Origin of the sequence: Heyndrickxia oleronia (assembly GCF_017809215.1) — a bacterium.
In the GTDB taxonomy this organism is placed as follows: Bacteria; Bacillota; Bacilli; order Bacillales; family Bacillaceae_C; genus Heyndrickxia; species Heyndrickxia oleronia.
This window is the reverse complement of the sequence record NZ_CP065424.1, coordinates 902549-916238: the sequence shown is the minus strand read 5'-3', so window position 1 is coordinate 916238 and position 13690 is coordinate 902549. Positions and strand designations below refer to the sequence as shown.

9 protein-coding genes are annotated in these 13690 nt (G+C 36.1%); 3 read left to right on the top strand and 6 right to left on the bottom strand.

What is annotated here, in order from left to right; translation table 11 throughout:
• Positions 1-451: 451 nt before the first annotated feature.
• Positions 452-3235, bottom strand: a complete 2784-nt coding sequence (locus I5818_RS04670) for an S-layer homology domain-containing protein (RefSeq protein WP_078109069.1) — start codon at positions 3233-3235, stop codon at positions 452-454.
• Between the two features lie 679 nt (positions 3236-3914).
• Between I5818_RS04670 and I5818_RS04665 the strand changes: the two genes are divergently transcribed.
• Entirely contained in the window at positions 3915-5180 is a 1266-nt protein-coding gene (locus tag I5818_RS04665) for a LysM peptidoglycan-binding domain-containing protein (protein ID WP_078109684.1), read from the top strand.
• Between the two features lie 62 nt (positions 5181-5242).
• On the opposite strand, the gene I5818_RS04660 is transcribed toward I5818_RS04665, so the two are convergent.
• Positions 5243-6031 (bottom strand): hypothetical protein, encoded by a 789-nt coding sequence (locus I5818_RS04660; protein ID WP_078109683.1) that lies wholly within the window; start codon positions 6029-6031, stop codon positions 5243-5245.
• 127 nt (positions 6032-6158) lie between these two features.
• Positions 6159-7958 (bottom strand): S9 family peptidase, encoded by a 1800-nt coding sequence (locus I5818_RS04655; RefSeq protein ID WP_078109682.1) that lies wholly within the window; start codon positions 7956-7958, stop codon positions 6159-6161.
• A 229-nt stretch (positions 7959-8187) separates the two neighbouring features.
• On the opposite strand from I5818_RS04655, the gene I5818_RS04650 reads away from it, so the two are divergent.
• Together I5818_RS04650 and I5818_RS04645 are read left to right on the top strand one after the other, a co-directional pair.
• Positions 8188-9612: a YfcC family protein gene (locus tag I5818_RS04650; RefSeq protein WP_078109681.1), complete on the top strand. Its 1425-nt coding sequence runs from the start codon at positions 8188-8190 to the stop codon at positions 9610-9612.
• A gap of 29 nt (positions 9613-9641) precedes the next feature.
• Positions 9642-10802 carry a M20 metallopeptidase family protein gene (locus I5818_RS04645; protein WP_078109680.1) on the top strand — a complete coding sequence of 387 codons (1161 nt, stop codon included), beginning with the start codon at positions 9642-9644 and terminating at the stop codon, positions 10800-10802.
• 193 nt (positions 10803-10995) lie between these two features.
• Here I5818_RS04645 and I5818_RS04640 read toward each other — a convergent pair whose 3' ends face one another.
• From I5818_RS04640 to I5818_RS04630, 3 genes are all read right to left on the bottom strand, one after another.
• Entirely contained in the window at positions 10996-11817 is an 822-nt protein-coding gene (locus I5818_RS04640) for a GNAT family N-acetyltransferase (protein ID WP_169846878.1), read from the bottom strand.
• Positions 11818-11925: 108 nt separating this feature from the next.
• On the bottom strand, positions 11926-12837 hold the full coding sequence (locus tag I5818_RS04635) for an ROK family protein (protein WP_078109678.1): 912 nt from the start codon (positions 12835-12837) through the stop codon (positions 11926-11928).
• Positions 12838-12912: 75 nt separating this feature from the next.
• The gene (locus tag I5818_RS04630; protein WP_071975248.1) at positions 12913-13632 is read right to left on the bottom strand and encodes a GntR family transcriptional regulator; all 720 of its coding nucleotides are present in this window, start codon (positions 13630-13632) and stop codon (positions 12913-12915) included.
• Between the last annotated feature and the right edge of the window lie 58 nt (positions 13633-13690).

Sequence of the window (13690 nt, the reverse complement as noted above, 5' to 3'; positions counted from 1 at the left end):
AACTCCTATCATATTAATAGATATTTGCCTGCCCAATCTTTCATTTTATTTCAGGATGTTACTATATATTTTAATTATTTAATGGCTCAACTAGGTGCCCATTTCTATGTTATCTAGATCAGAAATTAATACTATTAAAAACTTATTGTTACCATAAGATCTTCTTATAAAATACCTTTATAGAGCTTATTTTTCTGGTCTCTAATTTTTACCTTTTACATCCTCCATTTCGGTTTTACCCTTCTCTTTATTAACTATATATGTCCCATTTAGTATACTTCTTCTTTGCTTTTTCCACAGTCTTTTTATTATTTTTTCTTATTCTTTCATGATTCTATTTATAGCAAATTCCTATATAAATAAAAAAAGAAAAGCCCTGCAGAGATTTCTCTCAACAGAGCTTTTCAAATATCATCTCACATACATTTCATTAGATGTTAGATGGTTATTATTACTTTTGACTAGCAGTTACTGTAGTTCCACCAATTAGCACATTTGCATTATTAGAAGTATCTTTTACAAGACTTGGATTAGTAATTGTAGCAACTGAAACAGTTTGATCAACTGCATTAACTCCCGTTAAGGTAACTTTCAATACCTTGTCGTCAGTATTACTATCTTCAGCAACAACATATTGAGAAGCATCAAGAGCTACACCATTAACTTTAACAACAAAATCTGCATCTACGTCAGTAGATAAACCAATTCCTACATTTTCACTGAAAGTTAACAAGATTTCATTTGTAGATTTCTGTACTTCAGCAGATTTTAATACTGGCTTAACAGTATCATCTAAAGCAACTGTTCGAGAACCAGCTTCTGCAACGTTACCAGCAAGATCTTTAATGTTTGAATAGCTTAATAGGTAGCTTGCGTCAGCATTTATAGAACCATCTGGTAAAGTAATTTTTACTGTATCATTAGCAACGTTAGTTTGAGAAAGTACTGCAACTGAACCTGATGGTAATGCAACTCCATCTAACTTAAAGTTTGCTAAGTTACGAGCAGACGAATCTAATGTTTCATCAAATACTACTGAAATAACATTTCCTGCAGCAGTAATGCTATCAAAGCTAGGAGCTGTTTTATCTAATGATGAACTTTTAGTGTTTAGGTTAATTGTATAGTTTCCAGTTTCATTAGGAACAACAGACTTATCTTTAGCAAAGCCTCTTGTAAAGTTTAAAGTGTACTCCTTATCAGCTGAAAGACCAGAAACAATAATGTATTTACCATCAGCATCAGTACCTGCAGCATCAGATGCAACTGAAGCCGATGCTGTTGTAACTTCTGCACCAGTAGAATCAGTAACTAAAAGTTTAGATGCAACTTCAGTAGTAGAGTCTAATACAGTATCTAATTTGATTACTGCATTTACTCCATCCCACTTAGTATCAAGAACTTGTGGAGTTTTAACAGTACGAGTAAGAGTAACATCTTTTGTTAAGCCCGGTGTTACGTTACCAGCAGCATCTTTAAAATTAGATAGTTCAACTTTTACTGTAGTAGAAGTTTGACCTGATGGATATAAATCAACGCTACCAGTAGATGCAGGAAGAGTTACAGTATATAACGTATCATCATCTGCATCTTGAACAGGAGTTGCAGATGCAACAAAAGTAGTACCATCACGGTAAACTTTTACTGTAGAACCTGCAGCAATCTCTTCAGAAAATTTTAGAGTTAGAGTAAGATCTCCATCTTGTCCTACTGATTGAAGTACAGGAGCCACAGTATCTTTTACATACTGAACAGTTTTTGTTTCAGCAGAAGATTTATTTCCTAATAAATCTTCGAAAGCAGATGTATAAACATCATATGATTTACCAGCTTCAGTAGTATAAGCGATATTAACAGAGTACTTATCTGATCCAGCAGAAATTGCAGAAGCAGGAAGATTTACTCCATTAACCTTTACAACACCTGTGTTAGTTAAATCAATAGGTTCTGTAAATTTAACTGTAAATCCAGAAGCAGTTGCTTTTACTTCTTTAACTGATGCAGCAGTAGTATCAGCAAATACAAATGTTTTCTTTGTTTCAGATACAAACTTACCAGATGTATCCTTAACTGAATCCTTGTTTACTTTTACCTCATAGTTAGCTGCTTTTACAAATTTGTTTCTGTTAGTATTGCTTGGATCTAAATCAATGATTACTGATTTTTTATCTGATTGTAAAGTAACTGTAGAATCATCATTGTTTGATCCATCAGTATCTAACTGAGAAGCTCCAGTGCTGGCAAGTGTAACATTGTAATTTGCAATGTTTTCTGCTGTAGTTTTTTCTACTTCTTTATTGAAAGTAACTAACACTTGTTGAGCATTAATCGCACTTACACTTTCAACCTTAGGATCAACAGCCTTCACTACAACTTTAACAGAAGCAGTAAGATCTGTATCAGCTACATCACCAGTTAGAGTGTATTCGCCTGGCTTGTTAAGGTCTAGGCCTTTTTTGTCCCATTCTACAGCTTTTTGAGCTTTTTCGCCGTTAGAAAGTTTTACTTCTACTTCTTTAGGAAGGTTTACAGTTTCTGCTCCTTCGTTTACTTCGATATTGTTGATTGCACTTACGCTTTCAACTGTTGGAGCAGCTTCGCCTTTAGCTACGCGGAAAAGGAATACTGCTACATCAGCACGTTTTACGTTTGATGCAGAACCGAATTGGCCTTTAGCGATACCGTTTGCGTATCCGTTAGCTTCTAAAGTTTTGATTGCGTCAGCAGCCCAAGCGCCACCTGCATTAAGGTCTTTGAATTGAGATTCGAAACCTTCTTTAGCTTGTAAGTCATAAGCTCTTACAACAATTGATGCCATTTCAGCACGAGTTAGTGGTGCGTTAGGACGGAATGTTCCGTTGCCGTCACCTTTCATGATTCCTGCTTTTGCAACAGCTGCTAAGTAACCACCAGTGTTAGCCCAGTGACCCTTTGCATCACTATAGTTAGCTGAACCAGCATTTTCAGTGTCAAGTCCTAATTGAACTGCAATGATTTTTGCAACTTCTGCACGTGTTACTTGATTATTTGGACGGAAAGTACCATCTTCGTAACCTTTAATGACACCTGCTTCTGCTAAAGCGTTAACAGCTTCTGCATAGTAAGAACCTTCTTTAACATCAGTTAAGTTTTTTTCTGCTGCATGTGTTGCAACTGGAACTACTGCTGAAGCAACTACTGCTGCTGTTGCAGCACCTGCTAAAAATTTATTGTAAGACTTTGGTTGGTAAGACATATACCAAATTCCTCCCTTATGATAATTCTATGATAGCGACTAACTCTGCTAGACTCTTAATCTATTATGTATGATGACTATAAATCCAGCCTGTTAGTAGACCAGGCAAGTTATTGGAACAACTTGACCTTGTAGACATATATTACATTTTTATTTCACTGGTGTCACTGGCACATTATGTTATGACCCCCTTGTTTTTCCTATATTGCATGTTCCTTCTATTAAAATTATTTCCGTTTTAAAGTAGAGATGTCATTAAATAGTAGATAGAATAAGCGTTTCCATCAAAGCAACATGTATAATCTTCATAGATTTACTCCATAAATTGGCAGTTTTATAGTTTGAATGTTACGTTTTTCACAAATGCATCATTTTTGTCACAAAATCGAAAAAAATAATAATATTTTCCTATGATTTTGCCATTTGTACTCTTGTTAATAGTAAAACTAGACCTTTCTACCCTGAATTGATATTCATTTTCAACTATCATTAAAAACCATCTAGTTACTATGACTTAATTATCGGATTGTATATGTGCCATTAGTTTGATAAATAATGAAAATGTCAGTATTTATGGGAATTTGTCGATTATGGGCTTTTCGGTGTATCTTATATTGGGGATGATTGTACTATATCCTTTTACCAAAATAGAGAGAGAAATGGGGGATTAGTAGGACAAATGGAAAGGATCTTAGAAACACGCCAAGAGCGGGTGACAAAGAGCAGAAAAGTGAAAGCGCATCAACGGAATTCAAAGTTAATGGGGGCAACATTGGCCATGTCATTAACAGCCGTGTCATTATTGAGTCAGCCAAAGGATGCAAAGGCTTGTGATTGCGTTGATTATTACACGATTAAAGAAGGGGATACCTTATATTCATTAGCAAAACAATATAAGGTCACAGCTGAGCAGCTTCGGCAAAAAAATGGTCTAACAACGGATTCATTAAAGGTTGGCCAACAAATTATTGTCCCTTTTAAAGACGTGAATGGAAATTTCCCGCATGTAGAACTAAAAGAAGAGAACAAAACTGAAGCTGCTACTACTGACAAAACGACCAAAAAGGTATACACCGTCAAGTCAGGTGATAGTCTTTGGAACGTATCAAAAACATTTGGCGTTTCAGTAGAAAAGCTAATGAAAGACAATCAACTAAAGAACGCAACATTATTCCCTGGACAAAAACTTAATATTCTACAGCCGACAGCGGTCAGCCAAAGTGATAACCTAACATATACTGTTACGACTGGCGATAGTCTTTGGAAAATTGCACAAAAATATAAGACGACGATTGAAAAAATTATCTCAGATAATAAACTAGCATCTGACTTAGTCATACCTGGCCAAAAACTAACAATAAAAATAGAGAAAAAAAAGCCAGGCACAGAGCCTGGCAACACAAATGATCAGAGAAATAATAATTTCTCTACTACTTATATCGTCAAAAATGGCGATACTTTATGGAATTTAGCAAAAAAATATAATATTTCTTTAGAAAAGTTAAAAAAAGACAATAAATTAGACTCAGATTACTTACTTGTAGGTCAAAAATTAATCGTTCCAACCAATCATATTAGCTCTCTACCATCACCGGTGGTGACCTATAAGGTTCAACCTGGGGATACCATTTACAGTTTAGCTAAACGCTTTAATACGAATGTGAAGCAAATAATGGAGCTAAATCAACTAAAAGATGCCTATGTTCTAATAGGGCAAGATTTATTCATTAGTGCAAAGGATGTCGAGCAATTTTCCGGAAAGATCATCGGAGCAAATGATTCTTCCTCTATTGAAGTATTGATTAATGGTCAATATATTGATCTAGAAGTAACCTATGGAACAGCTCAAAAATATCAACAATGGAATAATAAAAATGCCTTTATCACTTATAAAAAAGGTTCAAAAACAAAACGCTCTGCACTTATTCATATAGATCTTAATTAATATCAGGACACCGGACCGGATCTCATGTCCTAGATGGGACATGAGAACCGACCCTTTGTCCCTTACGCATACTTATATTTATCCATTACATCTTGAATATTAGGTTTTATTGCTTGTTGGATGTTTGTCAATTTACGTAGAAATGCAGCTTGAATATCAAAGGATGATGTGTCTGTATCTGTATCTGTAGTATTTACCGTTGGTTTTGCTGGTTCCTTTGGATCCTTTGATGTCGGAAAAGTACCTTCTACTAAATTCTCTACATGTGTTTTCAACTCTGTATCTTCTTTGAAGATAGGATTATCGTACCACATATTATCTTCAAACTTGCCTTGACTGTTCACTAAAGCGGAATTGTATGGACTGTTGAAATAGGAACCATCTGGCTCTTCTACCCCATAGGTAGCTGCTAAATCAGCATTACTGTTTAATCCAATAACATAAGGAACAATACCAGGAGCATTTTTAAAATCCTTTATTGCTTCCTGAAGATTATTTTCCCAGCTTTTAACTACGGATTGATCTCCCGACATTTTAGCTTCTTGTAGAGCTTTTAATTTGGATTCGATTAAATTACCATAATAAATTTTATTAGGAACTTGTTTCTCATCAACTTCCTCATACCAAGCGGGGTGCTGTTTAGCTTCGAATTCATTATATTTTGACCAATCATTTGATTGAATAGACTCTAAAATGAGATTATTTCTACTAACATTTACATCAAAAAGTGGATTAACCTTCCGAGCCTCGTCTCCAAAAATCATTTTCCATGAATTTGTGTCTCCACCTGTATTGGAGCGAACATACATCCTATTGTTTGGCATTAGTCCATTACCATTTTCTATAATCATAATTTTCCTCCGCTACTATTTCATTCCTATTCATTGTAGCATAATATTCCTATCAAAAAAGTGCACTTCTGTAGTTCTTTTCACTCAAAAACAAAAAGGACTAGTACATTAGTCCTTTTTGTTGCGTTTAACCTTTTACCTTAGAGCCAATGAATTGATTAAAAAATGACAAAATTCTTTGATATACTGCAATTTCATTTTCTTTTTTCGAAAAACCATGCCCTTCGTCCGTTAAAAGCATATATTCAACTTCTCTTCCCTTTTCCCTTAACGCGGCAACAATCTGATCCGATTCTTGTTGAACAACTCGCGGATCATTAGCACCTTGAATGACAAGCATAGGCTTAGTCATCCCATCTAAATACGTAATTGGTGAATACTCAATTAGCTTTTCCTTATCCCTTTCAGGATTCCCAACCCATTGATCCATCACTGGTTTCCAATCGTCAGGTACTGAATTGATAAAGGAGAAAAGATCAGATGGTCCGAAAATATCAACGACTGCTTTAAAATAATCTGCATGTCGCCCATGCAATAGAAGCGACATATATCCACCGAAGCTTCCCCCCATTAAAAGGATATTTCCTTTTTCCACATATCCATTTTCAATCAACCAATCTAAGCCAGCCACATTATCAAGACGAGGACTGTTCCCCCAATCTCCTTCTACCATTTTCGTAAACGATAAACCATATCCTGTTGAGCCACGGAAATTAGGTGCAAATATACTAAATCCTTGGTTTAGGAAAAATTGGAAGGACGCTCGAAAAAATTTCCGTTCAGCTGCTTGTGGTCCACCATGTGGCCAAAAAATAATTTCTCCATTGTCATTTTCTTTTTTTGCTTTAAAGAATAACGCTTCGATTTCTAAGTCATCGAAAGACCGATATGTAATGACATCCGGATCAACTAACTCTTCAGGGGCTACTCCTGGCACGGTATATTTTGTTAAAGAAACCCATTCATTTTCTTCTCGTTTATAAATATTATGTGGTGTTGTGGCACTTCTACCTAATAAGTATAATGTCCCCGCTTTTGACACAACCATTTTTTCAATTACACTGCATGGGGTTGAAACTTTATTCCAAACCCCATCCTGTAAACGATATTCATATAAAAAGTCTTCTACACCTTTTTCACTGCTTATATATAGTGTTTGCTGAGATTTATTATATTTTAATGATCTTAAGCTTTCTTTTTCCAGACTTTTGATTTTTAAAAAGGTTCTCGTCTTAAGATCATACGAAGCAAGATACGTAAAATCAGACTCATAATCAGTCAGTAAATAGACTAAATCATTTGAGACAAATACAGCATCGCTTACAGTATGTTGCTTTTCAGTTGGTGGTGTTAATCGAATCTCTTCATCTCCGTGTTTGGCGAATACTAGAGTATGCGTATTAGCAAAATGCTTATAATAGAGAAAAGTCGATTCGTCCGGACTAAAATCGAGTAGATAAGTAGCAGCGTCTCGCCCCTCTATAACCTTCGTTTCTTGACCCGAATCTAAATCAAGGCAAAATGAACTTAAACACATTGGGTTATCCTTCGAAGATGTATAATAAAGCTTCTTTCCATTCTCCGATAAAATCGGCATGAAATTTCTAGTATTCTCTTGATACACAATCTCTTTCATCGTTCCACCTTGTAGTGGAAGCCCATAAAATTGAGTGTTTTCATCTCCGTCCTGATCAAATCCTGCAATAATGAATCTCCCTTGTTTATCGTACAACAGTTCTTGACAGCTTTGATCAATAAATGTAAGTGGATACGGAAAAGTCTTTGGCAAATCCATTGCCCACAAATTATACTTACCACTTAAATTCGTACTAAACACAAGCTGCTTCTCATCAGGACTAACAGCAAAATCCCCAATCGCAAATGTTCGCAAAAACTGTTCGACATCAGGCTTCGGAAAAGAAATCATCAATCAACACTCCTTTTTTCACTATATTGAAAACTCTGTCATTATTATAACATGAAAAGGGACAAGGGGAGGGACAAGGGGTCGGTTCTTTTGTCTCAGTGGGACAGAAGAACCGACCCTCTGTCCCCCCCCTTTTTCAAAATAATTCTTGAATAAAAAATGAATATATATTAAACTAGTTGAATAAAAATACAGTTTTCTAATTAAAAATACAAAAGGAGTTTACAAGATGCCTAAATCGCTACTTCAAGATCAACAGCCATCATCTATTAATAGTAAAAAGAAGCAAGTGAAGAATATTAATGCATTCGTCCTTATTTTTTGTGTGATTATCATTTCTACTATTTTGACTTATATTGTTCCAGCTGGGGAGTATGATCGAGTGGATAAGGATGGACGTACTTTAGTTGTTCCGGATTCCTTTCATTTCACAGATTCTTCTCCTGTAGGCTTTTTTAATATTTTTACAAGTATCCATACAGGAATGGTACAAGGAGCAGGAATTATCTTTTTTGTATTAATGGTTGGGGGTGCATTTGGTATTCTTAAAGCAACCGGTGCACTAGATGCTTTGATTTTAACCATTACGAAAAAGCTTGGTAATCGTGAATTATTGCTTATCCCTGTACTCATGCTCTTCTTTGCTGCAGGTGGTACATTAATGGGGATGGCCGAGGAAACAATTATTTACATCGCCATTATTACACCGTTAGCCATTGCTTTAGGATTTGACGCAATTGTCGGATTTGCCATTGTTTCATTAGGTGCAAATATAGGTTTCATGAGTGCCATTATGAATCCATTTAATATCGGTATTGCACAAAGTATAGCTGAATTGCCAACTTTCTCTGGTATCGGTCTTCGATTAATCTTACTTGCAACTTTCTATATTGCAGGAGTACTTTTTGTTTATCGTTATGCTAAAAAAGTAAAAGCGAATCCTGAACTACGTTATCTAGGAAACTTTGAAACGAACAAAAAAATCGTCTCAACAGATACAAAGCTAGAAACTCGTCATAAATGGGTACTAGCAGTTTTCTTGCTTAACTTCGTAGTTTTAATCATTGGTGTTTTAAAATTTGGCTGGTATATAACTGAAATTGCAGGTCTATTCCTTCTATTCGGAATCTTAATCGGGTTTATTGGGAAATTGAATCCAAGCAAAATGGCGGATAGTTTCATGGATGGAGCAAAGGAAGTAATTGGTGGTGCACTAATTATTGGTTTTGCGCAAGCCATACTTGTCGTTGTGCAGGATGGGAAATTAATGGATTCCGTTTTGTACTATGCATCTTCCCTATTAAGTCACTTAACTCCAGCATTGAATGCAGTTGGCATGTTCTTCGTACAACTCTTTCTGAACTTCCTTGTTCCTTCAGGAAGTGGACAGGCAGCTTTAACGATGCCGATTATGGCACCTTTATCTGATCTTGTAGGTGTCACTAGACAGACAGCAGTTTTAGCCTTTCAGCTAGGCGATGGCATTACAAACTCTATTTTCCCAACTGCAGGTGTACTAGTTGCAGGTCTTGCAATTGCGGGAATTCCTTTTACGAAATGGTTTAAATGGGTACTGCCATTTATTTTTATCGAAATTATCATTAGTATTATTTTCTTACTGATCGCACAGGCCATTCAGTATGGTCCATTTTAATCTATCAATCTATTATTGGAGGGTACATCATGTTACAAACAAAATTAGTGAATGAAGAATTAAAAGCTTGGACAATTCAACAGCGTCGTCATTTTCATATGCATCCCGAGTTATCTGGACAGGAGTATAAAACAGCTGCTTATGTAAAAGAGAAACTTGCAGAATTCGGTATTCCAGTAGATTCTCGTTTTTCAGCACCTAATGTAGTGGCTTATTTCAAAGGGACAGAAGGGAATAAAACAGTCGCACTTAGAGCTGATATGGATGCCCTTCCCCTTTATGAAGAAGGAGATAAGCCTTATATCTCTACTGTTCCTGGTGTCATGCATGGCTGTGGTCATGATGGTCACACAGCTATTTTACTTGCTGTTGCTAAATGGATGAGCAGCCATCCACAATTAGTAAAAAACAATATCGTTTTCATTTTTCAAAGCTCAGAGGAAGCTTCGCCAAGTGGAGCTAAACAGCTTGTTGAAGAGGGAATTTTAGATGGGGTCGATGTCATTTATGGCATTCATTTGATGGCAAATTTACCTATAGGAAAGATTGGCTTTGCTACAGGATTTGCGATGGCGTCAAGTGATGATTTTGATATTACGATTGAAGGCGTTGGTGGTCATGGTGGGCAACCACAGGATGCGGTGGATCCTATCTATATTGCCACTCATTTAATTCAAGGATTCCAATCAGTTGTTAGCAGAAATTTACATCCATTACAAGCAGGGGTTATTTCCTTCGGAGGAATGCAGGCTGGAAACTCCTATAATGTCATTCCTTCAGAAGTAAAACTTCAAGGAACGATTCGTGCAATGACATTCGAGGCAGCAGAACTAATGCATAAAAAAACTGCTCAATTAACGGAATCCCTATGTGCAAGCTTCGGTGCAAAAGGACACTATACATTTATTGAAGGGACTCCACCATTATATAACCATCCTAAAGCATGTGAATTTGCCAAAAGGGTGATCGACGATACCTTTGGTGAAGATGTTTTTGAGAAAATGGATCCAACTTTAGGTGCAGAGGACTACTCCTATTATTTAAAAGAAAAAACAGGTGCGTTTATAAATGTGGGAATGCAAAGTGAAAAAAGTCAGTATCCACATCACCACCCTAAATTCGATATTGATGAGGATGCTATTCCAACAGCGATTGAGCTAATGATTCAATTAGCATTAAATGTGAAATAGAATAATCGTTTCACCCCGAATCAAAACGATTCGGGGTGATTTATTTTTTGATATACAAAAAAATTATGGTCTTTAAAGCGATTCGCACGAAAATTGGGCACATTCGCGTAAAAATAAATGGATTAGCACGAGAACTATACACTTTTGGAACAATATTTAATCTAATTCGCGCAAAATGATATAAACTATCCTTTTAAAAAGGAAGAAAAAACATTCGATAATTAGGTAGTTGTCTAAAGCCAAGTTTATTTGCAATGGCTATTGAATCGCTACGAAAATTTTCCGTCGTCCAATGTGGCCTGCCACCTTTTTCTAAGCAGATTTCTAAAAATCTTTCTGCCATGTAGGTAGCCAGGCCTTTGCCACGATGCTCCGTTTGATAAACATTGATGCCAATTTCAAAATCGGATCCACTAACAAAAACGGAAAGACATGTACCTATGATTTCTCTCTCTTTAGTTATGACAACTCCGATTCCTTTATTAAAAAAGGAATCTACGGAATCCCAAAACTTTAAGATTTCCTTCTTCATAACATCATTTATATCTCTCTTAATGAGTTCCTCACTAATAATTTGACATTGATATCCATCAGGTAAAACCTTTTTTTCCAGCATCCTACTTATATATCGATTGTAGTCAAATTCAAAAGGTACTCTTTCTCCAATAGATAATGAATGAGTAAAGATACGTGGTATTATTCTTTCCCATTTTGAAAAGGGATAAAGCTCCAAATTAAAACAATCATCACCGATAGCCAATGCCTCAGGTTTAATCTGACAAAAGATTAAACTTTCCAACGATGAATTAAATAGCTTATTATCACTATTTCCAATTAAATAGAACATTTCATTTTTTGCCCAAACTAATGCAGCTGACGGGTTCTGTGGATGGTCGACAAAAATTCTGCCAAGATTATTCCCCTCTATCACACCGGCTATGACTGGATTAACAGGGTACTCTGCTAGTAATGGCTTAATCAATTGATAGTTTTCTATTTGTAATTCATAAATCATTTTTACATTCCTCATTCTGTTTTTATTTTTTGTTTCTTTTTAAAAAATAAAAACAGAAATGCCTGTTGATGTAACGTATCAAATCACCGCCTTTCACTTCTATGAATATTAGTTCTTCACAAAATTCCCCGCATGAACAAACGCCCCATACAGTGCTGCGTCATTATGTAACTCTGCCAAAACAATCTTTGTTGATTCACGATAAAGTGGCATAACCTTTTCTTTATATTTCGAATTTACTTCATTGATGAATGATTCGCCTTGTTCGGTAATCCCTCCACCAATAATAATACATTCAGGATTAAAAAGGTGGGCGATATTTACTAGCCCGGTTGACAAGTAATCGATAAACTCCTGGTAAGCTTTAATGGCAGCTGTTTCTCCCTGTTTGATTTTGCTCATAATTTCTTTACCATCGATACTCTCTTCTTGGCCAACAATGGTCTGATAATAACGAATGAGAGAAGAGGTTGACGCATAGCGTTCAAAGCATCCCTTGCCTCCGCAAGGACAGTTTTCCCCATTATGAATAATGCTCATATGACCGAGCTCACCAGCCAAATTTCCCGCCCCTGAAACGAGACGACCATTTTGGATGATCGCACCCCCTACTCCAGTTCCTAGTGTCAGTAGAACGACATTTTCTTTTCCTTGTGCAGCCCCAAGCCACATTTCACCAAGGCAAGCACTTCTTACATCATTTTCAACCGAAATAGACAATCCAGTAAATTCTGAAATTTCATGTGCCAAAGGGAAGCCTGAATATCCTTCGATATTGGCAGAGAACAGAATCACACCTTTATTGTGGTCTACAATTCCACAGGAGGAAATCCCAATATTTTCAATTGGGTAGTATTCACGAAAATACGCCACCTTTTCACTTAGTATTTGAGGAATATACATTGTTACATTCTTCGTTGGTGTTTCCGTTTTTCCTTGTAAAAATAACTCACCTGCTTCAGAAACGACCGCAAACTTAATAAAGGTTCCCCCAATATCAAAACACGCGCGATACCCCATACTTCCTCCCCTTTTCTTCCAATTAATTAACATGAAAAAGTCAATGATTTTCATCTTAAAAAAGTAGAGTTACCTCTACTTTAATTCTACCGAATATGAAAACTTATCTCCTCTTGCAATGGATACTGTATACTCAATCACATTCGTACCTTCAAATGTTACCCTTTCAATTAAAAGACTTGGTTCATCGGTGCTCATTTTCAATCGTTTGGCTTCATCTTCTGTCGTTGTTACAGCTTTAAAACGCTCATTTGCTCTTGTAATGATTGCTTGATATTTGTCGCGAAATAGATTATACATAGGTGCTTGCTCTAAATCCTCCTTCGTTAGATCAGGAAATCTTTTTACAGGAAGAAATGATGTTTCATACATCATAGGCACTCCATCAGCAAGTCGTAATCTAGTAATTCGAAAGACTAATTCACCAACTGATAGATCCATGTTTTTTGCTACTTTGCTTTCACAAGACACCGTTTGAAAATCGAGAACAATAGAAGATGGCTTTTTCCCGATCTTTTTCATTTCTTCGGTAAAACTATAAAATTGGACAAGACTTTGATTGATTACTTTTGGTGAGACAAAAGTCCCCTTTCCATGCTCTTTATAAATAAGACCTTCTTTTTCAAGCTCTTGCATTGTTTGTCGTACAGTTGTTCGACTGACATTATATTGTTCACATAACTCACGCTCAGAGGGTAGCCGGTCATGCTCCTTCAGCTCCCCCTGTTCTATTTTCCCCATAAGAATATCCATTAGTTGGTAATAAAGGGGAACTCGATTATCCTTTTCTATCATATTTTTCTCCTTTTACTTTCCATTCTTACTCATATTGTACGAAAAGTTGAAAAAAATA